The sequence below is a fragment of the Emticicia fontis genome, assembly GCF_054779675.1.
Genome location: NZ_BAAGXU010000066.1, coordinates 455,827 through 480,888, shown reverse-complemented (window position 1 = coordinate 480,888; position 25,062 = coordinate 455,827). Strand labels below are relative to the sequence as shown.

At 38.6% G+C, this 25,062-nt stretch carries 22 protein-coding genes; 19 read left to right on the top strand and 3 right to left on the bottom strand.

The features are described from left to right. The first annotated feature begins 49 nt into the window (after positions 1-49). Positions 50-967, top strand: a complete 918-nt coding sequence (locus ACYVFA_RS27420) for a TraB/GumN family protein (RefSeq protein WP_460475060.1) — start codon at positions 50-52, stop codon at positions 965-967. 113 nt (positions 968-1,080) lie between these two features. Further along, positions 1,081-1,635, top strand: coding sequence for a DUF1572 domain-containing protein (locus ACYVFA_RS27415; RefSeq protein ID WP_460475059.1), 555 nt, complete (start codon positions 1,081-1,083; stop codon positions 1,633-1,635). A gap of 66 nt (positions 1,636-1,701) precedes the next feature. Here the strand turns inward: ACYVFA_RS27415 and ACYVFA_RS27410 are convergent, their stop codons facing one another. Next, on the bottom strand, positions 1,702-4,110 hold the full coding sequence (locus ACYVFA_RS27410; protein WP_460475058.1) for an ABC transporter permease: 2,409 nt from the start codon (positions 4,108-4,110) through the stop codon (positions 1,702-1,704). 306 nt (positions 4,111-4,416) lie between these two features. Further along, a complete protein-coding gene (locus tag ACYVFA_RS27405) occupies positions 4,417-4,626 on the bottom strand; it encodes a hypothetical protein (protein WP_460475057.1) in 210 nt (69 codons plus the stop codon). 587 nt (positions 4,627-5,213) lie between these two features. On the opposite strand from ACYVFA_RS27405, the gene ACYVFA_RS27400 reads away from it, so the two are divergent. The 7 genes from ACYVFA_RS27400 to ACYVFA_RS27370 all read left to right on the top strand — a co-directional run bounded on the left by ACYVFA_RS27400 (position 5,214) and on the right by ACYVFA_RS27370 (position 10,557). Further along, positions 5,214-5,660 carry an AAA family ATPase gene (locus ACYVFA_RS27400; RefSeq protein ID WP_460475056.1) on the top strand — a complete coding sequence of 149 codons (447 nt, stop codon included), beginning with the start codon at positions 5,214-5,216 and terminating at the stop codon, positions 5,658-5,660. Continuing rightward, positions 5,650-6,420 carry a tRNA(His) guanylyltransferase Thg1 family protein gene (locus ACYVFA_RS27395; RefSeq protein WP_460475055.1) on the top strand — a complete coding sequence of 257 codons (771 nt, stop codon included), beginning with the start codon at positions 5,650-5,652 and terminating at the stop codon, positions 6,418-6,420. The genes ACYVFA_RS27400 and ACYVFA_RS27395 overlap by 11 nt, the downstream gene beginning before the upstream one ends. 192 nt (positions 6,421-6,612) lie before the next feature. Continuing rightward, positions 6,613-7,176: a DUF4136 domain-containing protein gene (locus tag ACYVFA_RS27390; RefSeq protein WP_460475054.1), complete on the top strand. Its 564-nt coding sequence runs from the start codon at positions 6,613-6,615 to the stop codon at positions 7,174-7,176. 193 nt (positions 7,177-7,369) lie between these two features. After that, complete coding sequence (locus tag ACYVFA_RS27385; protein WP_460475053.1) at positions 7,370-7,969, top strand: macro domain-containing protein; 600 nt, start codon at positions 7,370-7,372, stop codon at positions 7,967-7,969. 149 nt (positions 7,970-8,118) lie between these two features. After that, on the top strand, positions 8,119-8,760 hold the full coding sequence (locus tag ACYVFA_RS27380; RefSeq protein ID WP_460475052.1) for an L-2-amino-thiazoline-4-carboxylic acid hydrolase: 642 nt from the start codon (positions 8,119-8,121) through the stop codon (positions 8,758-8,760). Positions 8,761-8,846: 86 nt separating this feature from the next. Beyond that, positions 8,847-9,464: a GNAT family N-acetyltransferase gene (locus ACYVFA_RS27375; RefSeq protein WP_460475051.1), complete on the top strand. Its 618-nt coding sequence runs from the start codon at positions 8,847-8,849 to the stop codon at positions 9,462-9,464. 196 nt (positions 9,465-9,660) lie between these two features. Beyond that, the gene (locus tag ACYVFA_RS27370) at positions 9,661-10,557 is read left to right on the top strand and encodes a UbiA prenyltransferase family protein (RefSeq protein WP_460475050.1); all 897 of its coding nucleotides are present in this window, start codon (positions 9,661-9,663) and stop codon (positions 10,555-10,557) included. A gap of 21 nt (positions 10,558-10,578) precedes the next feature. On the opposite strand, the gene ACYVFA_RS27365 is transcribed toward ACYVFA_RS27370, so the two are convergent. Then, complete coding sequence (locus ACYVFA_RS27365) at positions 10,579-10,977, bottom strand: GNAT family N-acetyltransferase (RefSeq protein ID WP_460475049.1); 399 nt, start codon at positions 10,975-10,977, stop codon at positions 10,579-10,581. Positions 10,978-11,460: 483 nt separating this feature from the next. Between ACYVFA_RS27365 and ACYVFA_RS27360 the strand changes: the two genes are divergently transcribed. The 10 genes from ACYVFA_RS27360 (at position 11,461) to cyoE (ending at position 25,061) form a co-directional block, all read left to right on the top strand. Then, positions 11,461-12,696 (top strand): c-type cytochrome, encoded by a 1,236-nt coding sequence (locus tag ACYVFA_RS27360; RefSeq protein WP_460475048.1) that lies wholly within the window; start codon positions 11,461-11,463, stop codon positions 12,694-12,696. A gap of 104 nt (positions 12,697-12,800) precedes the next feature. Beyond that, positions 12,801-15,848, top strand: coding sequence for a TAT-variant-translocated molybdopterin oxidoreductase (locus ACYVFA_RS27355; protein WP_460475047.1), 3,048 nt, complete (start codon positions 12,801-12,803; stop codon positions 15,846-15,848). 62 nt (positions 15,849-15,910) lie between these two features. Beyond that, positions 15,911-17,290, top strand: a complete 1,380-nt coding sequence (gene nrfD / locus ACYVFA_RS27350) for an NrfD/PsrC family molybdoenzyme membrane anchor subunit (RefSeq protein ID WP_460475046.1) — start codon at positions 15,911-15,913, stop codon at positions 17,288-17,290. A 30-nt stretch (positions 17,291-17,320) separates the two neighbouring features. Next, entirely contained in the window at positions 17,321-17,842 is a 522-nt protein-coding gene (locus tag ACYVFA_RS27345) for a DUF3341 domain-containing protein (RefSeq protein WP_460475045.1), read from the top strand. 97 nt (positions 17,843-17,939) lie between these two features. Further along, on the top strand, positions 17,940-18,554 hold the full coding sequence (locus tag ACYVFA_RS27340) for a c-type cytochrome (protein ID WP_460475044.1): 615 nt from the start codon (positions 17,940-17,942) through the stop codon (positions 18,552-18,554). An 87-nt stretch (positions 18,555-18,641) separates the two neighbouring features. After that, positions 18,642-19,988 carry a quinol:cytochrome C oxidoreductase gene (locus ACYVFA_RS27335; protein ID WP_460475043.1) on the top strand — a complete coding sequence of 449 codons (1,347 nt, stop codon included), beginning with the start codon at positions 18,642-18,644 and terminating at the stop codon, positions 19,986-19,988. 88 nt (positions 19,989-20,076) lie between these two features. Further along, positions 20,077-21,213 carry a cytochrome c oxidase subunit II gene (locus ACYVFA_RS27330; protein ID WP_460475042.1) on the top strand — a complete coding sequence of 379 codons (1,137 nt, stop codon included), beginning with the start codon at positions 20,077-20,079 and terminating at the stop codon, positions 21,211-21,213. Between the two features lie 37 nt (positions 21,214-21,250). Then, positions 21,251-23,128: a cytochrome c oxidase subunit I gene (locus ACYVFA_RS27325; RefSeq protein WP_460475041.1), complete on the top strand. Its 1,878-nt coding sequence runs from the start codon at positions 21,251-21,253 to the stop codon at positions 23,126-23,128. Between the two features lie 65 nt (positions 23,129-23,193). Further along, positions 23,194-24,171 carry a COX15/CtaA family protein gene (locus ACYVFA_RS27320; protein WP_460475040.1) on the top strand — a complete coding sequence of 326 codons (978 nt, stop codon included), beginning with the start codon at positions 23,194-23,196 and terminating at the stop codon, positions 24,169-24,171. Then, the gene (gene cyoE, locus ACYVFA_RS27315) at positions 24,171-25,061 is read left to right on the top strand and encodes a protoheme IX farnesyltransferase (RefSeq protein ID WP_460475039.1); all 891 of its coding nucleotides are present in this window, start codon (positions 24,171-24,173) and stop codon (positions 25,059-25,061) included. Before ACYVFA_RS27320 ends, cyoE begins: the two co-directional genes overlap by 1 nt. Position 25,062: the final 1 nt, after the last annotated feature.

Genomic DNA, 25,062 nt, shown 5'->3' with positions numbered 1-25,062 from the left:
GATTTTTATATAGATAAGAAGGGTTTGAAAATACTTATAAATTCGTACTATGACATATCCTATCAGACTTAGTGTGTTCATTATCATTTGCTGTTTAAGTAGTATATGGGGAGTGTCACAAGATACCCTTCAACATTCGTTGCTATGGAAAGTATCAGGAAATGGATTGAAACAGCCTTCATATCTATATGGGACATTACATAGTATTTGTAAGAAAGACATCAAACTGAAGCCTAAACTATTGAATGTTTTAAATCAGGCATATACCTTGGTATTTGAGTGTAATTTTACAGAGTTAGACCCCTATAAAGACCGGTATAATAGTTTCTTTATTTGGAAGTTTCCAAGAGATATTTCAGAAGAAGATTATATGCATGATAATACTACATTGGAAAGTATATTGACTCCTGAAAAGTATAATTTCATCAATCGGTTTTTTAAAGACTCACTAAGAAGCGAAAGAGGAATAAAGGGTTTTCGGTTCTTTCATCCTTTAGTTCCAATAGGTATTGTTGAAAACAGCATGTTGGGATGCGCAACTGGCTCATATGAACGGATTATAGGTCATAAAATGGCTGATGTAATTTATCAGTACAAAGGGCTAGAATCCGTAAGGGAAAGTGCAGCACTTAGTCACCGATATAAAACCTACGAAATACTCGCAAATGAACTATATGAAACTGTAAAAAACTATAAAGTGCTCAAAGCTGAAAGCAAAGAATCATATAAGACATTGATTGAAAAGTATGAGGCAGAGAATATTGATTACTTTAAGATTGACGGCGATTCTGAAGAAGATAGAGTTTTTGTATTTGAGCGAAATATAAAGTGGATGCCAAAAATAGAGCAAATGATTAAAAAACATATTACGGTGATAGCTGTAGGAGCAGGGCATTTGGCTGGAGAAAAAGGGCTAATAGGTTTATTACAAGCAAAAGGATATACGCTTACACCAGTTTTTGAATAATATGAGTGAAGAAGGAGAAAAGCCCGAGGAAAGCGTTTTCCAGAAATATGGCTGACTTTTCCCAATTTACACATTGATTGATACGTCATTAACCTATCATATTTTATCTTACTATGACCGACTATCTCACAAGCGCCCGCAAGCAATTTGAGTATTATAAAATGCTGGGCGAAAAAACCTTCGCCCAACTAACAGACGAGCAATTGTTCTGGCAGTATAATGAAGAAAGCAATAGTATTGCCACGATTGTAAAACACCTGTGGGGCAATATGCTTTCGCGCTGGACAGATTTCCTGACTAGCGATGGTGAAAAGGAATGGCGCCAGAGAGATGCCGAATTTGAAAATGACATAACTACCACAAAAGAACTACTTAATAAATGGAATGAGGGTTGGAACTGCCTGTTTAATGCTTTGGATAGCCTCACAACAGAAGACCTGAGCAAGGAAATTTATATCCGTAATCAAGGTCATTCAGTAACGGAGGCTATTAACCGCCAACTGGCGCATTATCCTTACCATATCGGCCAGATTGTCTTTATCGGCAAAATGATTTGTGATACAAACTGGAACTCTTTGTCTATTCCCAGAGGTAACTCAAAAAACTATAACAAAGAGAAATTTGGCAAGCCAAAAGAAAAACGACATTTTACAGATGGGCTTATTTAGCGAATGAGCTATTAATGAAAAACTAATCACTCATTCGCTCAATCACTAATTCACTAAATTAATAAATCACTCAATCTTCAAAGACCTCACCGGATTCATCAATGCGGATTTAATGCTATGAAAACTGATAGTGATAATAGCAATCAATGCGGCGCTTGCTCCTCCTATTACAAATACCCACCATTCGACAGTCACCCTGTAAGCAAACCCTTGTAACCACCAATGCATAATATACCAGGCCAATGGTGAAGCAAAAACCATTGCCCAGAAAACAGGTTTGAGAAAGTCTTTTGAGAGCAATACAACAATACTACCCACAGTTGCACCTAATACTTTTCTGATCCCTATTTCTTTTGTCCGGCTGCGAGCGGTAAACATAGCAAGACCCAAAAGCCCCAGGCAGGCAATATAGATAGCCATTCCGGCAAACCAGTTGAAGAGTTTGGCTAAACGCTCGTCTGACTCATATTGTTGTTGAAAGTATGTATCTAAAAAGAAGTACTCGAAAGCATTATTCGGGAAGGCATTTTTATAAATCTCTTCAATCATAAATAGGGTACTTTTAATATCCTTGCTTTGCAGCGTAAGGCTCAGAAAAGTACTATTCCAGAGGATATGCTGAAAAACAATAGGTTTAGTAGTACTCTTGAGTGATTCTTGGTGAAAATCTTTCACTACGCCTACAATCTTTTTGGGTGAGGCATCACCAATTTCCTGATTTAAAGCACTTTCAGGAGATAAAAAACCAAAGGCCTTCATAGCGGTTTCGTTGATAATAATCGCCTGATCATCCAGCATCATTTCTTTGGTAAAGTTTCTTCCGGCCAGCAGCTTCATCTGATACGCTGGGATAAAGTCTTCATCGATGGCTACTACATGGCAAAGCTTGAAATTATTGGCTGCCTCATGAAACTGCTGAAATTCCGCTGTCCAGAAAATTTCTCTGCCCGGAACAGAAGAGGAAGCCGTTACATTTTTGATATGGGTATTTGATAAAATTCTGTCTTTAAACAAAGTCATGTCATTCGTAAAACTACCTGTGCGCAATATTCTGGGTGCATTGATTATCAGCTTCTGATTGATATCCATCCCTAAATCTTGCTTTTGCATAAATTTAATCTGCTGATTAATGACGATAGTAGAGATAATCAATAAAATTGAAGCCGAAAACTGAAAAACTACCAGACCTTTACGAAATAGCTGACCAGTTACACTAGTTATCAAGCGACCTTTTAAAACCGACATAGGTTTGAAAGAAGACAATACTAAGGCCGGATACAAACCGGAAAGAATGAAACTTGCACAGAATACGCCAGTAATAATTAGGTAAAATACAGGTTGTGAAAGAATAGAAAAATCAGATTGAGCAATGGTGAGCGTAGTGATTAGAAAAAATCCAATACCAATCAACAATGAAAGAAAATTGAAAATAAAAGATTCTAAGAAAAACTGAACAACGAGTTGTCGTTTTTCTGACCCTAAAGTCTTTCTGATGCCTACTTCTTTGGCTCTTTCCATGCCCATTACTGTTGATAAGTTGGTATAGTTAAGCAACCCAATAATAAGAATCAGCGCAGCAACTACCATTAGCACATAAATTACCTCAATTTTGCCTCCCGGCTCTATCTCCGAATTTTTGAGTGGATTTAGATGAATATCCCCAATTGGCTGCAAAGTCATGGTCTGGCTAATATTATATTGTTGCCATAAACCAACAAGATGTTTTTTTATCACATTGGCCATAAGGTTTTCTACTGAACTGATATTGGCTTGAGGTTTCAGCAATAAGTAAGTATGGAAATTCGCCCAATACCAGCCACCATTAACAAACTGACCATTCTTAAGAAGATTATCTATCGCAAAAATAAAATCGAAGTGAAAGTGGCTATTCTTAGGTGCATCAGCAAAAACGCCGCTTACCAGATAATTCCCACTTTGCCATTCAGAAGTCATTTGTAGTATTTTGCCAATGGGGTTTTCGTCGCCGAAGTATTTCTTTGCCATTGAAGCCGAAATAACTACTGATTCAGGGCTTTGGAGTACCTCACTAGCCGAACCTTTCAATAACGGGAATGAGAATACATCAAAGAATGAAGCATCGGCATAAAATCCGTTTTTCTCCTGAAAACTCACTATCTCTCCATTAGGTTTCCGGTAATTAATCATGCCATCAGCCCGATGGACTCTTACGAAGTCTTCTACTTCCGGAATAGATTCTTTAATAACTGGTGCTTCGGCATAATAGCTAAGCGCACTGCTGGTAGTCAGCACTTTGTTTTTATAATCATTCAGGTTAATCCGGTAAATCCTTTCAGCATTTACATGAAAATCGTCATAACTCAGCTCATCCAATACATACCGGGTAATGAGCATAAAAGCGGCCATGCTCAATGATAATCCGATAATCATAATCAATGAAATGGCTTTATGTTTAAGCAAAGTTCGCCAGGCAATAGTCAGATAAATTCTAATCATGTTAATTAAGGTTGATTATCAGCAAAAATACAACTAATATTTTAGTTATAAAACGAAGCAATTAGTTTTTATTTGAGCAAATAGAAAATTTAAAATTGATAAATAAGACTCCCGTTCGTTCCGCCACAGTTCAGGCCGACGGTTTTTGAGTCAGAGTAGGGTATTACCTCCGTAATCGTTACCCCAATTGCCTGCAAACTAACGCTGCTATGCTATTTCTCTTATTCAAAAAGGTTCCCACCATAAGGGCACTTTTAGGTAATCTTTTCCGGTCTCAATTTAGCGACTGATGCTTTTACAGACTCCTCAGTCAAAAAGGTAGTCACCGTAGCGTCTACCTTTTTTCCGGTTCCAATTAAGTGGAATTACCTTGACCAATTTCCAAATTACCTGCTGGGAAGTATAGCCAATCGCTTTTTTAAATAGACCTCTGGGTTCATTATATTCAAGTCTATAACCAGTAATGTCTCTGTTACCTATATTCTGTTTGTAGTTCTTTCTTTTTTCTTCGGCCATAGCAATAATTGTTTTGTGAACGACTAGTCGCGAACGGCTAGCTGTCTCCTAAATTTCCGGCTTTGGATTGTGCTTTCAAAGTGTTTTGGAAGATTTTTGGAAGAATCATACTGTTGCTGAAGTGATTATATAATTAACTCGTTGGGTGAAATTACTCAAAGGCTTTAATATATCATCCCTAAGAGATTCCATTCATAATTATGCTACTTTTTCCTACAGCGCGGCGGCCGCCGATATAATATCCCTACGGAGACGCCCAGTCAGGATATTTTCAGTCCAGTAGGGACGATATATCGGTAGTAGAAATATGCTTTTTCGATTGCCAGTATCCCGTAGGGATAATATATTTTAATTTCACCCAACGAGTTATATAATCACTATGTTGTCTTGTAAAGAAATAGGTTTGGAAAGTTCATTGTGTGGACGGCAAGTCGCGGAAAGCCAGTCTGGGTCAACCCGTCTTTAAAAATTGCATTTAAAGCCCTCGTCGAACTTAATGAAATATCAAAAAATAAACGTTCTTTAAATTAATCGTCATAAAAACTTATCTTTGAATGATTATAAAACATTAATCAGTGACTAAAACCATGCAGGCAATTATCTTTTGTGGCATACAAGCCACCGGGAAATCAACTTTCTACAAGAAGAACTTTTTCAAAACCCACATACATTTATCGCTTGATTTGCTGAAAACCCGACATCGGGAAGATGTATTTCTGCAAGCTTGCCTGAGCACACAACAAGCTTTTGTAGTAGACAACACCAACCCGACAAAAACAGAAAGAAATAAGTATATTTCAGTGGCGAGGCAACGCAAATACAAGATAATTGGATACTATTTTAAGTCGGATTTAAAAGATGCCTTAAGCAGAAATGCACTCAGAACGGATAAAGAGAATATACCAGAAGTAGGTGTCAAAAGCACCTACAAGAAATTTGAATTACCGAGCCTTGATGAAGGCTTTGACGAGTTGTATAGTGTAGAAATAAAGGATAATGATTTTGTAATTAATAAATACCCCAATGAAATTTGATGATTTAGACCTCAAAATGAGAGTCTACGAAACTGCACAAGACCGTTATGTGCTACCCGAAATATATATGGTAGCCAGAATAGATGGGCGGAATTTTACAAAACTGACTAAAGAGGTACATAAGTTTAAAGCGCCTTTCGATGAAGTATTCAGAGACTATATGGTGGAGACAGTAAAGCACTTAATGACCTGCGGATTTAATGTGATTTATGGTTTCACCGAGAGCGACGAAATCTCTTTATTGTTCCATTTGAACGAAACAGCGTTTTCAAGAAAAACAAGAAAATACAATTCAATTCTGGCTGGAGAAGCAAGTGCAAAGTTTTCAGTGCTATTGGGTGCGGTAGGTGCTTTTGATTGCCGTATTTCAGAACTCCCCAATAAAAATCTGGTAGTAGATTATTTCAGGTGGCGTAACGAAGACGCGCACAGAAATGCCCTGAACGCACACTGCTACTGGCGATTAAGACAGGATAACTTCTCAAAAAAAGAGGCAACAGCTAAAATTGAAAAACTAAGCATTGCCGAAAAAAACGAATTGCTGTTTCAATACGGCATTAATTTCAATCATTTGCCAAACTGGCAGAAACGCGGTATCGGTCTGTATTGGAAAGATGTAGAAAGAGAAGGATTTAATCCAAAAACCAATCAGAAAAATCTTACGAAAAGGAGGGAATTGACCATAGATTTTGAATTACCTATGCGGGAAAATTATAACCAGTTCATTATTGATTTGATTGATAATAATTCGGCCGATTAGTGCTTAATGTTATTCGTTATTAAGGGTATTTGACGAGGTATTTTACCCTTTTTCTAGATCTGCTTTTTAACACATTTTAACATAATAAATCCCTGTTTTTTAAACGGAATTTACCCTGTTATCGTTAATATAGTGTAGTCGAAATTGACTAAGTTTAGTGAATTGAAACTGAATTTTAAGAGTAGAAAAGAGATGAAAGGACTATTTAAAAAAGCCTTGCTTATCGGGATGATCGGGCTAGGCATTTCAGGCGCAAAAGCACAGGTAAGTACACATAAAGACCCTACTGTTAATTTTAGCGACTATCGTTCATTTGCATGGATTCAACCTGATATCCAAACAAAAAATCCGCAATACAATAATGAACTGGTTACAAAAAATATTCAGTCAAATGTGGATGAGATTCTTTTGAAGAAGGGTATGACCATCAACACCAAGCAACCAGATTTATTATTGAGATTCCATACTGATACCGAAAGAGAAACCACTCGTGGCTTTTACGGCCCGTCTTATCCGATGATTGGATATGCCCGTATCGGTAGAATGTTGGTACCTTATAATATGGGGTATTATGGTGGTGGATATTCTGCGCCGTATTCATATACTAAAGGTAATCTGGTGATTGACGCCATCGATGCTAAAACCAATAAACTGGTCTGGCAGGGAAGTGTTTCAGGGGCTTTGAATGCCCGTAAAATCGATAAGCAGATTGAAAAGGGCGTGAGCAAAATCATGAAGAAATACCCAACCTCATAATTGTATGCGGTTCGCCGCCCGTACGATTTTTCAAATCGCCTGAGTATCTAGAAGGGAATGTGCCAAACGGCATATTCCCTTTTGTTTTAAGCTAAATTTAGCACCCGAAAAATTTTCATTATTTTTGCGATGCATTACAGCATTTATCAATAGGCTGGTAATGCGTTTTTTGTGACTATAATCTTATTTAAAAATGAAAATTATTTTAGCTGCGCTCGACTACAGGCTGATTGTTGCCTGGAAAGAATTTTTTGAGAACGAACCCCATGTAACTATTCTTGAAGCTGACATTACACAACTCTCATGCGATGCTGTGGTTAGTCCAGCCAATTCTTTTGGTTTTATGGACGGAGGTCTTGATTATGCACTCAGTGAACGATTTGGCTGGGATTTAGAAAAAAGACTTCAACAACAAATAAAAGAGCTTCCAGAGGGTGAACTCTTAGTCGGACAAGCAATTGTAATGGAAACGGGTGATGCCACTATCCCATTTCTGATTTCTGCACCTACTATGCGTGTGCCGATGAATTTTAATATTGATACATCTGTGAACGCCTATCTGGCTATGAAGGCTGTTTTGATTCATGCGAAGAGGGAGCCAGGAATTAATTCGGTAGCCGTTCCCGGACTTTGCACAGGTGTAGGGCGGATGTCTCCTATGATAGCCGCAAGACAGATGTTTCAGGCATACAAAGAGATTATTTTAGGCGAAAAAATGGATTTTAAGAATTTTAGCGAAGCCCAGAAATACCAATGGAATATTAATCCGCAAGGGATGATTTATATCCATTGATTGTAAAAGATTCATAATTTAGAAAGGGAATATGCCAGAAGGTGTATCCCCTTTTTGATTGTATAAGCTATAGTAGTTGTATTGTGTGGCTAAAATATAATTTAGACTAATCTAAATTATATTTTTATATTTGTAAAAAATATAAGACCATGACAATAGCTACTTATAAATACTATTTCAGAAAAGCGCTAAACAAGTATTATCCAAAATACGCAAAAGACTTACTAGACGAGATTGATTCACAATACGGCGAATTGAAAGCAGATATAAGTTTTTCCAGAACTTCATCCAATCCTATGGATAGACGCCTTGATTTATCAGCCTATTTTCTGGCATTAATCATAGTCTTAGACAAGGCAGGGGAAAGTTTTGAACAAATCAGAGAAGTATCTCTTTTTACGATTACAGAATATCTCCGTCCCAAAAATCAATGGCAGGCATTTCTGAAACGCTTACCCGTTAAGCTGATACAAACACATATAGGTAAATATTTAATTGAAGTTTTTGCAAAAAAGGTAGGCGAAAGAGGTAATACGGAGGGTTTTGTAGCTCATATTATTACCAATAAGAAAGAGACCAATGGTTTAGGCTATGGTGTTGATATAATAGAGTGTGGGATCTGCAAGCTTTTCAAAAAGCACAATTATCAGAAATATGTCTCAATTTTATGTGAGGTTGATAAATATACGACAAATCTGGCAGGTCTATCCATGATACGTACAGATACCATTGCTAACGGAGCAGGCAAGTGTGATTTCAGGTATAAGTTGCAGCATGATGTTTCAAAATAAAAAATCATTAATTCTTATTCTTTCTCCGTTAACCTTTCTTCTTTTTTCTAAAAATTTGTATTTTTACGATATACAAAATACAAATTATGAAAAACGTTACAACCTCAATCCTTAGATTCCTTCTTGGGCTCAAGCGGCCATCCAGTGGCGCCAACAAGCGTTTACTTCACAAAAACGGAGAAACCCTTTCCTCTTTCATTATCCGCGAAGCAGTTGCTAAAGACATGGAAGACTTAGTAACACTACACATTCAGACCTGGTATGAAACCTACGGAAATTCAAAACATAAACTATCCAGAGAGTATATCCACCGCCATTGGAAAGAGTTCTTCTCTCGAACAAATGAGGGCTGGTTTTGTTTTGTTATTGAAAATACCCAAACGCATCAGCTGATAGGTTTCGCCAAAGCTAAGCCCTATTCATCACCCGACTTACCCGATTTTGCCGGAGAGCTGAATAAGATTTATATACTGAGAAACTATCAGCGATTGGGCTTCGGAGCTAAATTGGTTGAGCAGGTAGTGAAACGCTTCCTGAATCAAGGGATTGATACGATGGTATTGTTTGGCATTCCACAAAACCCTTCCTGTGGATTTCATGAAGCGATGGGCGGAAAAAGATTATATTCAGCCAACGGAAAATTCCATGGTGGTTATGGCTGGAAGGATCTGCATACGTTGGCCGAAAAATATATAATCTATTAAAACAAGGAGCAGACCTGTATAGAGCAGGAAAGCCTTGGGAAACGCCATTGACGAGGGCCAGAAAAAAGGTCATTCAGAAATAGAGAGCGTATTATTGAAATATACTTCCCAATAAAACCATTTATCCTATTTTAAAAATCGAAACAAAAAAGCGATGAGATGCGTTAGCAAAGTTCAGACTATTAAGATAGGGTAGATGTTTCAGTCAATAATCAAGGCATTTTTCTTCGGAAACTATTTTTATGGAGTATGTGCAGTGGCACTTTCCATAGAGGCTACCATGCAGCAGCAATATCCATTAAATGAGCCATATTATTATATATTAGCCTTTGCGCTTACAGTCTGGTTTTATACCATAGCTTATATCACTGACCCCGCCTTAAGTTCTTCAAAGAATCCAAGAACAAACTGGTATATCCAGAACAGAAAATTTGTTAAATACAGCCAATTATTTTGTTTATTATTGAGCGTTATTATCGGCCTCTACATCCTCTATATATATTGGTATGAGTTATGGCATATCCATATCAATCAACTATTACCTCTTTTGCTCACACCATTAGCCGCTGTATTTTACTATGGGCTCAGTTTTCTGCCCAGATATAACTTAAGAAAGATAGGCTGGCTGAAACCTTTTGTGATTGGTTTTACCTGGGCCGGGCTTATTACCATTGCACCTATTATCTTTTATAACCTTACCCACCATAGCGAGCAGGGCATAAGCCCGATAGGATGGTGGTTATTTCTAAAAAACTTTATGTTTATTTCAGTCTTATGTATCATGTTTGATATTAAAGACTATGCTGCCGACTCCAATCATAATGTAAAAACCTTTGTAGTCAGGAAAGGGCTTCGGTTTACTATATTCAGTATTATCCTTCCTCTTACCATTGCCGGATTAATCAGTTTTCTGATTTTTGGTACCCTCAATCACTTCTCTCAAAGAAGGCTTATTATTAATGTATTTCCGTTCATTGCCATGATAAGTGCCTGCTATGCTTTACAAGAGCGAAGAAATATATTTTTTTATCTGATTATTATTGACGGACTCATGTTTTTAAAAGCCGCCTGCGGGATATTCTCTTCTTTATAAAAACTCTGCTAATGAAATGAATCATTTCTCACGAAAGATGATAAAACCATTTTCTACTTTCTCCATCCCTATCTTCGGATAATACTCCATTGCTGTAGGGACCGATAATAGCAAGACCATTGATTGTTCGCCTGCTTTTTCTTTCGTTAACTGAACCAGTTTTTTACCGATCCCCGAGGTTTTATAGTCACTTCTTACGGCTAAGTCGGCCAGATAACAACACCAGACCCAATCTGTAATGCTTCTCGAAACGCCAACCACAATATTCTCATCCCATGCTGTGATGATTAAATCAGCATTGGCATACATTTTGCCAATTCTTTCGATGTCGTGTGTAGGTCTGGGCAATCCTGCATTTTCGTATAGCTCAATAATTTGCTCGGGAGAGGGTACTAAATCGGTTTTGTAGATAAGCGCCATGTTATTTTTTTCTTAAGAATGCTATAATATTCTGTGAACGTATACGCGTCTGTAAAAATACAAAATATTTATATTGAATACCTTATGCAGGTTTTTAAGATAAAAAAAGAAAATTGGAAAAGCAGGGCTAAGATTAAAATCTCAGAAAATTATCTGAAACTATTGTAATAGAGTAGGGATGGACGTATATTTGTGCCAAGAATGAACCCTTACCTGAACTGAAAAAAATTAACAACTACTGATGAATATACGTTTCATATGCGTGTATAATCTTGCTAAAATACCATTCCAGTGCTGTCACCTTGTGTGAATTGCGGAATGGTATTTTTTGTTAAATTGCTGGTATTCAATTGTTTATGATTTTATTTAAAATAATTCTAAATTACTGTAAAAAATAAAAAAAGTTAAAAAACCTATTTGATTGAAAACAATACTGGCGTAGTTTTGCAGTCAGAAAATTAGGTTATACTACTTACATATAATATGATTCGTAATTTTTATAAATCACTTTTAGCTCTTGCTGTTGTTGTTACAATTTCTTTCAGCAACGCATTTGCACAAGATTCTACAGCTACCGCAGCACCTGCTGGGGGAGGCGACGCAGCAAAAGGAGAACAATTATTTAAAGGAAACTGTGCTCAATGCCATGCTGCTACTAACGAACAAATAGTAGGACCTGGTCTAGCAGGTATCGATTCTCGCAGAGATCTGGCCTGGCTTAAAAAATGGATTAACAATCCAATGGGTGTTATAGCAAGTGGCGATAAATACGCTAACGAGCTTTTTAATAAATTCAACAAAACCCAGATGACCGCTTTCCCGAATTTCACAGATGATGATGTGAAATCGATTGTGGCCTATATCAAAACTGCATCAGCGCCTGCTACTAAAGATCCAGGTAATGGTCCTAATCCAAATCCACAACAAAGTGATACCGGAAGTGGAAAATTTGTCAATGTTATCCTGATTTCATTGTTAGTGATCATGGGTCTGGTTTTAGTAGCCTTACTCGGAATCCTGCAATTATTAAACAAACTGACAGATAAATCAGAAACAGCTACGCCAAGCAGTTCTTTCGGTGAGAAATTACAGAATGGATTGAAAGACATCGTAGCTAACAAAACTGTTCGCATAGCCGTTAGCTGGGTATTTATCCTTTTAGTAACTAAAGCTACCTTCGACGGTCTATATGGTATAGGTGTTCACCAAGGATACGCCCCTAAACAACCTATCTCTTTCTCTCATAAACTGCACGCAGGCGAAATGAAGATCAACTGTGCGTACTGTCACACAGGGGTTTACAAAGGCAAACAATCAGGTATTCCTTCGGCTAATATCTGTATGAACTGCCACAATACCATCAAACGTGAGTCTCCGGAAATTCAGAAGATTTATACAGCAATCGAAACAAATAAGCCAATTGAGTGGGTACGTGTACACAACCTGCCTGACTTAGCTTATTTCAACCACGCACAACACACAAACGTTGGTGGCTTGGATTGTAAAAATTGCCACGGTGATATTGACAAAATGGAAGTAGTACAACAACGTTCTACTTTGACGATGGGCTGGTGTGTTGATTGTCACCGCAAAACTGAAGTAAACGGTAAAGATAATGCTTACTACGACAAGTTAATGGAAGCACACAATGCCGTGAGCAAAGGAACAATGAAAGTTGAAGACATTGGTGGATTAGAGTGTGCAAGATGCCACTATTAATCTTGAGTCAACAGACAGTAATATTCAGAATAAATTAATCAAAGATCTTAAGTCCCTTTAAAAAAGGATTTAATATATAAATACTTAAATCAGCAGTTATGCTCATGGAGAATACTAATAAAAGGTATTGGAAAGGGGTTGAAGAATTAAAGAACGATATTGAGTTCGTAAAAAACGCAAATCGTGAATTTAATTTAGACGATATTGACACGGTAGAACCTACTCACCGCCGTGATTTCTTAAAAGTGTTAGGCTTTGGTTTGGCAGCCGTTTCTTTGGCCGCTTGCGACGCTCCGGTTCGTAAGGCTATTCCTTATCTTAACAAACCTGAAGATGTTGAGCCTGGTATCCCTAACTGGTATGCCTCTACTTACGCTGAAGGTGGCGACTACTCAAGCATCCTTGTAAAAACCCGTGAGGGACGTCCTATCAAAATTGAAGGAAACAAGATGTCTAGCCTTACTAAAGGTGGTGTAAGCGCCAGAGTACACGCTTCGGTATTAAGTTTGTATGACAACGAAAAATTGAAAGGTCCTAAAAAAGGTAGCGCTGATATCTCTTGGACAGACCTAGATAAAGAAGTTGGTGCAGGCTTAGCAAAAGGTGGCAATATCCGTATCGTAACAAATACCATTCTTTCTCCAACATTCAAGAAAGTTATTGCTGATTTCATTACTAAATATCCTACTGCAAAACACGTTACTTACGATGCTAATTCTATTTCAGGATTAATTCAGGCTAACGGTGAGTCTTTCGGACAAGCAGTAGTTCCAAGCTACGATTTCGGTAAAGCCAAAGTAATGGTTGGTATCAATGCCGATTTCTTAGGTACCTGGATTGCACCAGATGTTTATGCAGCACAATGGGCTGAAACGCGTCGTTTAAACAGTGCAAAAACAGGTGGTAAAAACGAAATGTCTCGTCACTACCAGTTCGAAACAGGTATGACGATTACAGGTGCTTCTTCTGACTACCGTTCAATGATTAAACCTTCGCAAGAAGGCGCGGTAGCCATAGCACTATATAATAAAGTAGCTGCCATTGTAGGTGGAACACCAATCTCTGGCCCAGCTATTGAAATCCAGAACCTTGATAAATGTGCAAAAGATTTAGCAACTGCTAAAGGTGCTGCACTGGTAGTATCAGGTTCAAACAATCCAGCTGTTCAGACAGTAATAAATGCTTTGAATAGCTTGCTGGGAAGCTACGGAACGACTATCGATTTAGGAACTCCGGTTAACTTCCGCCAGGGAAATGATGCTGACATGACTGCTTTCATCAACGAAGTGAAAGGCGGACAGGTAAGCTCAGTAATCTTCCTTTCAAATCCGGTTTATGACCACGTTAGAGGTGCTGAATTAGGTGAAGCGCTTGGGAAAGTAGCAACATCAGTATCATTTGCTGCAAACGCAGATGAAACAGCTTCTAAATGTAAATATATTGCTCCGGCCCCTCATTACTTAGAGTCTTGGGGCGATGCAGAACCTAAAAAAGGTTTCTACTCATTAATACAGCCTACCATTTCATTAATATATAATACTCGTCAGGCTGAATCAAGCTTATTAACCTGGGCAGGTGTTTCTGGCGATTATCATGCATACTTGAAATCAAACTGGTCTAAGAATATCTTAGTAGGTGGTAAATCCTGGGTACAAGCATTACATGATGGTGTATATGAGCCAAATACAAATGTAGTAGCCTCTGGTGCTTCTTTTGCAGGTAACCTTGCCGGAGCAGCCTCTGCTATTGCAGGTATCAAAGGTTCAGGTATCGAGCTTTCAGTATTTGAAAGTATCTCAATCGGAACTGGTACACAGGCAAACAACCCTTGGTTACAAGAAATGCCAGATCCAATCTCTAAAGTAACCTGGGAAAATACGCTTGCGCTTTCGCAAAAAACAGCTAAGGAAGCAGGTATCGACCAAGGTGACTGGGCGAAATTGACAGTAGGTGGTAAAACTATCGAATTACCTGTATTGATTCAACCGGGTCAGGCACACAATACTGTTTCAGTGGCAATTGGTTACGGACGTACCGCAGCTGGTAAAGCTGGAAACGTAGGAGAAAATGTATTGCCGTTAGTAGCCAATGGCCAATGGGCAAGTGATGTTAAATTCGAAAAAACAAAGAGTGGTTATACATTAGCTCAGACACAAACACATAATACTGTGATGGGTCGCGAGGCTGTTATTCAGGAGTCTGTGTTGAGCGAATACGTGAAGAATGTAAAAGCAGGTCGTTTCGAGCCTGTGATACAAACTTCAGAAGGTCTTAAAAAATCGAACCAGATTACACTTTGGAACGGACATGAAAAGAAAAACCATAGCTGGGGAATGGTAATTGACCTGAACCTTTGTCATGGTTGTGGTTCATGTTTAGTAAGTTGCCAGGCAGAAAACAACGTTCCTGTGGTTGGTAAAGCCGAGGTAGCTCGTGCCAGAGAAATGCACTGGATTCGTCTGGATCGTTATTATTCTTCAGATGCTCCACACGAAGAGGGCTATAGCCCGTCTGGTTTCAAAGCAATGGAGATCGCTTCTGAAAACCCTGATGTAGTGTTCCAACCAATGATGTGTCAACACTGTTCAAACGCGCCTTGCGAAACAGTTTGTCCGGTATTGGCTACTACACATAGTTCAGAGGGTCTTAACCAAATGACTTATAACCGTTGTATCGGTACTCGTTATTGTGCCAACAACTGTCCATATAAAGTACGTCGTTTCAACTGGTTCAAATACTTTGAAAACGATAACTTTGATTACCACATGAACAACGACTTAGGGCGTATGGTATTGAACCCAGACGTAACAGTTCGTTCAAGAGGGGTAATCGAAAAATGCTCAATGTGTGTGCAACGTATTCAGGCTGGTAAATTGGTTGCCAAGAAAGAAAAACGTCGCCCGGTTGACGGAGAAATCCAAACAGCTTGTTCGCAATCTTGTCCTACTAACGCCATCGTATTCGGTGATATGTTAGATCCTGAATCACAAATCTCTAAGATTCTGGAAGTAGAGAAAGAAGGAAGAGCATTCCACGTATTGGAAGAAATCAATGTTCAGCCACAATTGAGCTATCTAACTAAAATCCGTAACAAGGATGGTGTAGCAAAAACTGAGGCTCATGCAGCACCTGCACATGGAGAACATTCGTAATTTTGACTGAAAAGTCGTATTTAATTAAGATAATAGCATATTTAATAAACAAATAAAAAACTATGCACGTAGTTTCACCTATAAGAGAGAAACTGGTATTGAATGGTAAGTCTTACCATGATATAACAGAAGACATTAGTAGACACGTTGAGGGAGCTCCTACTAAAGAGTGGAAAGTAGCATTCGGTATCTCAGTGTTGGTATTATTATATGGTACTGCATGGGTATTGTGGACTTGGTGGGAAGGTCTTGGTGTGTGGGGATTGAACAAAACAGTAGGTTGGGCATGGGATATCACCAACTTCGTGTGGTGGGTAGGTATTGGTCATGCCGGTACACTTATCTCAGCTGTATTATTACTATTCCGTCAGAAATGGAGAACATCAATCAACCGTGCTGCTGAAGCGATGACCATCTTTGCCGTAATTTGTGCGGCGTCATTCATCGTAATGCACATGGGCCGTCCTTGGTTAGCTTATTTCGCTCTTCCACTTCCTAATACTTTTGGTTCTTTGTGGGTAAACTTCAACTCACCATTGGTTTGGGACGTGTTTGCCATCTCGACTTATTTCTCAGTATCTTGTTTGTTCTGGTATATCGGTATGATTCCTGATTTGGCTACCATCCGTGACCGTGCAACAGGAATGCGTAAAAAAGTATATGGTGCTTTAGCTATCGGCTGGACAGGTGGTGCAAAATCATGGGCAAGATATGAAGATATTTCTTTGATTCTGGCTGGTCTTTCTACTCCTCTGGTACTTTCAGTACACACCATTGTATCATTTGACTTTGCAACTTCGGTTATTCCGGGCTGGCATACAACCATCTTCCCTCCATATTTCGTGGCGGGTGCGATCTTCTCAGGTTTCGCAATGGTACAAAACCTGATGCTTGTAACACGTGTAGTATATAAATTAGAAGATTATGTGACACTAGAGCACATCTCTTTAATGAACAAGATTATCACGCTTACAGGTTCGGTAGTAGGTATCGCTTATATTACAGAGTTCTTTATTGCAGCTTATTCAGGTGTTGAATACGAAAAATATGCTTTCATCAATCGTGCTACTGGTCCACTTTGGTGGTCTTACGCAGCCATGATGACTTGTAACGTGCTTTCTCCACAGGTATTCTGGTTCGAAAAAGTTCGCCAAAATATTGTAGTGTCATTCGTTATGGCAGTTATCGTAAACATCGGTATGTGGTTTGAGCGTTTCGTAATCATCGTAACTTCGCTTCACAGAGATTATCTTCCATCAAGCTGGACTTATTTTACTCCACGTTTGGGGGATATTTCAGACTATATTTTCTCATTTGGTTTCTTCTTTACAGCCTTCTTCTTATTCTCTAAATTCTTGCCTGTAATCAACATGGCAGAGGTGAAGTCTGTATTGAAATCATCATCAGAGAAATATCCTGAAAAAGTAAAGAAAAACGCATAATCATTAGAATAAAGAAACCATTATCAGACAATGGCAGATAACAAATATTTAGTTGGTGTTTTTGACGACGAAGATGAAGTATTACACGCAGTCGGAGAAGTAAGACACAGTGGCGTGAAAATCCACGAAGTATATACTCCTTTTGCAATTCACGGTCTTGACCGCGCTTTAGGATACGACCGCCCAAGAATGGGTATCGCAGCTTTCTTGTTCGGTATTACCGGAACTTGCTGCGCCTTATTACTTACATTCTGGACAATGGGTATCGACTGGCCGCTTAATGTCGGTGGTAAGAACTTCTTCCCTTGGCCGACCAACGTACCTATCTTATTTGAGTTGACGGTTCTTTTGGCTTCATTTGGTATGTCATTTACTTTCTTCGTAATGGAAGGAATGGGACCAACCGCTAAACCAATCATCTTCGATGTAAGAAGTACTGACGATAAGTTCGTAATGGCAATTGATTTGTCAAAAAACAAACTATCTGAAGCTGAAATCACTGGTATTCTGAAAGATTCAGGTGCTGCTGAGGTAAATGTGAAAGAAGTTTAGTAAATAGTGTAAAAGCTATTCACACCAATATTTACATAGAACATTGATGGGCTCCAGAAAAACTGGCTCATACAATAATACATTAATTTGTTTTCAAATGAAATTTTCAGTCCGAAATATCACGCTTGCGGTAGCAGTAACAACTTTCTCAGCAGTTGTTTTGTCATCATGTCATGATAACAACAGTACAGGTTGGGAGTTTGCACCAAATATGTACAACTCTCGTGCTTACGAACCATTGACACAATGGCGTGAAAATACGATTAACCCTGACGGCAAGAATATGCGTCAACCGGTACCGGGTACTATTGCTCGTACTAACTACCATACTTCATTCTTGCAGGATGATAGCACAGTAGTAAACGACCTGATGGTATATAACCTGCCAAAAGATAGCATTGCGGTAGCAGAGGCAACTCTAAAAAACCCAATTCCTTGGTCAGATGCAGTAGAAACCGAAGGTCAGGCTTTGTATGAAAGAAACTGTATGCACTGCCACGGTGAGAAAGGTGCTGGTGATGGCCCGGTTGGAAAAGTTTATAAAGGTGTGCCTAACTATTCTAGTGATGCCTATAAAAACATGAATGATGGTCACATCTTCCATGTGATTACTTACGGTAAAGGCCGTATGTGGCCACATGCTTCTCAGGTAAACCCTGAAGAGCGTTGGAAAATCGTACACTACGTACATAGATTACAATTAGGAAATTAATAACGCACCCCCATCCCTAAAGGGGCGTGTTAGGAAATATTACAATGATTACTTCGCTTTAGGGGCGGGGTTCAAATTTCAAGAATAATGGCTCATAATACTCACGGAATTCCTTCAACAGAAGAAAGATTTGAGTTTACATCCGAATCGAAAAGCAAATTGTTAATTGCTGCAGCCCTTGGTGTAGTTTTGGTGGCACTCGGAGCGTTTCTTTTAAATAAAGGCTGGTCAATTGGTGTTTGGGAATCGCATGGTGCAGAGCACGGTGCTGCTGCCGCACACGAAGGTGGCCATGCTGCTGCTCATGGCGGGGGCGAACATCATGGCGCGACTTTAATTAATCGCATCATTGCCAACATCTGGATGAACAGCGTATATTTTCTTGGAATTTCGGTTGTCGGAATGTTCTTCATGTCTTATAACTACGTAGCAAAAGCAGGTTGGTCAGCATCAATTAAACGTGTAGCGGAAGCGTTCCCATCTTTTATCATTGTTCCTGGTCTTATCCTGATCATTTTATTTGCTATTCCTTCTACTCGTCACATGCTTTTCCACTGGACGCACGACGGAATCATGGTTAAAGGAAGTGAGAATTATGATAAAATCATTGCCACTAAATCGTGGTTTCTGAATATGCCATTCTTTACTATCCGCTTATTAGCGTATGTAGGTGTATGGTATTATTTATGGACATTAGTTCGTAAATATTCTATTGCAGAAGAGCAAGAAGGTGGAACAGAGTATTACTACAAAAGCCGTAACGTTTCTAAAATATTCTTACTATTCTTTGCCGTTACCTCATCAACATCAGCTTGGGATTTATCGATGTCAATTGATACACACTGGTTCTCAACGATGTTCGGTTGGTATCACCTGGCAAGCTGGCACGTAGCAGGTTTAGCTGCCTTGATGTATGCCATCCTGATTCTGAAAGACAAAGGATATTTGAAAGCTGTAAATGATAGCCACCTACATGATTTAGGTAAATTCATTTTTGGTTTCTCTATCTTCTGGACATACGTATGGTTTGCGCAATACCTATTGATTTTCTATGCCAACTTACCTGAAGAGACTATCTATTTCCGTGAGCGTTTCACAGGTTATGGCGGGCGTTATTGGTGGCCATTCCATATTAACTTCGTATTGAACTTCTTCTTCCCGATTCTTATCTTGATGGCAAGAGATTCAAAAAGAAGACCAACATTCCTGAAATTAGGTTGTGGTGCTATCCTGGTAGGTCACTGGTTTGATTTCTACCAAATGCATATGCCGGGTATTGCAAAAGATCAAGGTGGCATTGGTATCATTGAGTGGGGAACAACATTGACATTTGCTTCATTGTTTATCTACTTTGTGGCAAACCAATTGTCGAAAGCAAATCTTTATCCGAAAAAACACCCATTCCTGGAAGAAAGTTTGCACCACGATATCTAATGGTTCGTTAGATAATTTTAAAAAGTATATCGAATAAATTTTAAGCATACAAGGATTAAGCACTTATAACTTGTAAAATTTTAGTAACATGACCTTATTAATTGTTATTTTAGCTATTGCGTTTTTGATATTGACCATCATGGTTATATCTAAAACTCAAAATCTATTGAAAGGTGTAAAAGGGCAGTCAGAATCAGAAATAGAAGAATCGATTACTGATGGCGCAAATAACTCAAATGCCGTTGGATTATTCATCTTCTGGATCGTGAGTGTAGTCGGAGTAGTTTGGTCATTTAACTATGCAAAGAAAGATTTCTTAATCTCTTTTGGAGATTTGCCAACAGCTTCTTCTTTACATGGTAAGGAAACTGACTATTGGTTCTGGTTTGGTATGACGGTAATAACAATAGCGTTCTTTGTAGTAAACTCTGTTTTATTCTATTTCCCTTTAAAGTACCGTTATAAAAAAGATAGAAAAGCTTATTTCTATCCACATAATAACACCCTTGAAATAGTTTGGACATTGATTCCGGCAATTGTAATGGCAGGGTTAGTATTTACAGGTTTAAGAGCATGGAATAAAATCATGTCAGATGCCCCACAAGATGCAGAAGTGATTGAGATAATGGGTAAACAATTCGGTTGGCAGGTGCGTTATGGTGGTGTTGATAACGAAAAATTAGGTAATTATAGCTATAAATTAATTAATGACGCTGAGGGTAATGAGTTCGGGCTTGATTTTACAGACGAAAACTCATTCGATGATTTCACAAGTAATACAGAAATGCATATTCCAAAAGGTAAACCTGTATTATTGAAAATCAGAGCGAGAGATGTATTGCATAGTGTATTTATCCCTCATATGCGTGTGAAAATGGATGCAGTACCAGGTATGCCAACTAAATTCTGGTTTGTAGCTGATAAAAGTACTGCTGATATGCGCGCCGAATATGGCAAGCCTGAATTCAACTATGAAATTGCTTGTACTGAGGTTTGTGGGCGTAGCCACTTTGCTATGAAATTGAAACTGGTAGTAGATGAGCCTGCTGAATATGAAAAATGGAAGAAAGAGCAGAAATCATTACTTGCCAGCAAGCCAGAGTTCATGGATAAAATACCAGCTAATCTGAAAGGCAAAGCGATGAAGTACATCATGCCAGCAGCACCAGCAGACAGCACAACAGCAGCGACAGGTGGAGCGGCAACATCAGCATCTTTAAGATAATTATTAACAACAGAAAATTCTTAAAAATAGTAATATTATGGCAGCAGCAGCACACGCAGACGTACATGCCAACGAACATGACCACGCTCACGAACACCATGAGCAAAGTTTTATCAAGAAGTATATCTTCTCTGAAGACCATAAAGTAATTGCTAAACAATACCTTATCTCAGGTATTGTATGGGCTTTGATCGGAGGTTTTTTGTCGTTAGTATTTCGTCTACAATTAGGTTTTCCAGGAATTGATTTAGGTTGGTTGAAACCTATTCTTGGAGAAAGATGGTTTGATGAAGCCGGTAAGCTTGACCCTAACTATTACATTGCCTTAGTAACAATGCACGGAACCATCATGGTATTCTTTGTATTGACAGCAGGTTTGAGCGGTACTTTCTCTAATTTCCTTATTCCACTTCAAGTAGGAGCAAGAGATATGGCATCAGGATTTATCAATATGTTGTCATATTGGTTCTTCTTCCTGTCAAGTGTAATCATGTTCTCATCATTATTCGTGCATGATGGCCCTGCAGGTGGTGGTTGGGTAGTTTATCCGCCATTAAGTGCCTTGCCAGATGCTGCTCCAGGTTCTGGAACAGGTATGACCTTATGGTTGATAAGTATGGCAATCTTTATTGTTTCAAGTTTATTAGGTAGTGTAAACTATGTAACTACTGTAATTAACTTACGTACAAAAGGAATGACATTTGATAAAATGCCTTTAACAATCTGGGCGTTTACATTCACTGCCATCTTAGGTATCTTATCATTCCCGGTATTATTCTCTGCGGCGTTATTATTGATTTTTGATCGTAGTTTCGGAACAAGTTTCTATCTGTCAGATATTTATATCAATGGACAAGCATTACCAAACCAAGGTGGTAGCCCTATCTTATTCCAGCACTTATTCTGGTTCTTAGGTCACCCTGAGGTATATATCGTAATCCTTCCGGCATTGGGTATGACTTCCGAAATCATTGCTACTAACTCTAGAAAACCAATCTTTGGTTACAGAGCTATGATCTTCTCAATGCTAGGTATCATGTTCTTAGCCTTCATCGTATGGGCTCACCATATGTTCATGACAGGTATGAACCCATTCTTAGGTTCAGTTTTCATGCTCCTGACTTTGATTATTGCGGTACCTTCAGCGGTAAAAGCCTTTAACTATATCACAACTATGTGGAGAGGTAACATCGTGTTTACTCCTGCTATGTTGTTCTCAATCGGTCTGGTATCATTTTTCGTATCAGGTGGTGTTACAGGTATCATCTTAGGTAATAGTGCCCTCGATATTCAGTTGCACGATACTTATTTTGTGGTTGCTCACTTCCACTTGGTGATGGGTTCTGCAGCTTTCTTCGGAATGGTGGCAGGGGTATACCACTGGTTCCCTAAAATGTTTGGTAGAATGATGAATCCAACTTTAGGATACATTCACTTCTGGATTACATTCGCTGGGGTATATGTAGTATTCTTCCCTCAACACTACTTAGGTATTGCTGGTTTCCCAAGAAGATACTATTCTTATACAGGATTTGATTTTACAAATAAATATCAGGATTTGGCAGAATTAAGTACTATCGCCGCAATTGTAGTATTTGCAGCAAACTTAATTTTCTTGTACAACTTCTTCTATTCAATTTTCTGGGGTAAAAAAGCAACTGCTAACCCTTGGAGATCAAATACATTGGAGTGGACAACGCCTGTATTACCTGGTCATGGTAACTGGGAAGGAGAGATTCCAACAGTATATCGTTGGCCTTATGATTATAGCAAACCAGGTGCTGCTGAAGATTTCATCCCTCAAAACGTTCCGTTCTCAGCTACGCCAGAGTCTAATCTGGAAGAAGAAAACGAGCAAATTGCAGAGGAAAGAGAAATTGAAGGAATTCAATACAATCATAGTATCCCTGATTGATCATTCAAGATTTTAGTTAAGTAGCTTTAGCAATAAAGCTGCTTACCATATAAATCAATAAATTCATGGTGATTTTTAGAAAGCTTGGTGTTTGGACAATAGGAGCGGTGTATGTGCTGATACTGGTAGGAGGTATTGTTCGGGCAACAGGGTCTGGAATGGGTTGCCCCGATTGGCCAAAATGTTTTGGCAGTTGGGTTCCACCAACAGATATTTCTCAACTACCAATCAATTATAAAGAGATTTTTGGAGCAAAACTCAAAGGAGAAGTCGAGTTTAATGCCATTAAGACCTGGACAGAGTATATCAATCGTTTAGTAGGGGTATTAATAGGTATCTTTGTTTTTGCAACATTTATTGCCTCAATACGTTCTTTCTGGAATAAAGACAGAACCATTGTATGGCTGAGTTTTCTGGCATTTGTGTTGGTAGGTTTTGAAGGGTGGTTGGGCTCAAAAGTAGTATCCAGCGAGTTACACCCAGTAATGATTACACTACATATGTTGTTGTCGGTCATTATTGTATTCATTTTACTATATGCAGTAGCAAGATCTTATACCAGAGTAATTGAAGTAGAAGATATAAAAGAAGCGAGTTCTATCAGTTTCCTGCTTACAGCCTTAATATTAATTACTTTAGGGCAGGTATTATTAGGTACACAGGTAAGAGAAATGGTTGACCACGTAGCCAATATGTTAGGCGAGCAAGGAAGAGGAGAATGGGTAGCTAACTTAGGTGGAAAATTTGAAATGCACCGTTGGTTTTCTTTTGTAGTTTTAGCGTTACACATTTTATTCCTATACAGAATACTAAAGAATAATAGCCAGAAAGGACTTATCTATCAGTTTTCAATTGGTCTGATAATGCTGATAGCCATCGAAATGGCAACAGGCTTAATTTTAGGGTATTTAGGACTTCCGGCTTATTCGCAGCCTATTCATTTAACAATAGCTATTCTGATGTTAGGTGTTCAGTTTATTTTGTATCTATTGTTGAATAAAGAAAGAGTTTTCAGGGGCGTTCCGGAATTTTCATTAAAGTAATGAGTCAATCAGTTAGTCAAAATATTGTTAGTGTAAAGCTCAGGGCTTTATATGACATCACAAAATTCAGGTTGTCAGCAACCGTCGTTTTTTCTGGAGCGTTTGGGTTTATCTTAGGTTCTGATAAACTGGATTGGACAAAGCTAGTTCTTTTTTGTATTGCAGCATTTTCAACAACGGCAGCGGCCAATATCATCAACCAGATTATTGAAAAAGACCTGGACGTGATGATGAAGCGCACACAAGACCGTCCTTTACCAAGTGGTAGACTATCAGTAAAAGAAGCCGCACTTTTTGGTTGGGGATTGGCAGTAATAGCGATGTATATTCTGTTTTATGAATTCAATTTCAGAGCAGGTTTAGTGGCTTTATTATCAATGGTTTTGTATGGGTTTGTTTATACTCCTTTAAAAAGAGTTGGGCCGATAGCAGTAGCAGTAGGAGCATTGCCTGGAGCTTTCCCTCCCATGATAGGTTGGATAGCAGCTACTAATCATTTCGGATTAGAGCCGGGTATCTTATTTGCTATTCAGTTTTTCTGGCAATTTCCTCACTTCTGGGCTATTGCCTGGGTGTTAGATGAAGATTATAACAAAGCAGGTTTCAAACTTTTACCATCAAGAGGTGGACAAGATCTGAATTCTGCTATTCAGATAATGATTTATACCTTGTTCTTATTACCCTTGTGTTGGGTACCCTATTATATGGGGATGACAGGTATCAATTCAGCCATTGTAGCAATGATTTTTGGTATACTTTTTCTGGCTCAGACATTCCATCTGATGCGAAAAGTAGATAGAAAAGCGGCATTGCAATTAATGTTCGGGTCGTTTATTTATCTTCCGGTGGTGCAGATAGCCTATCTGATAGATAAAATACCAACCCATTAGA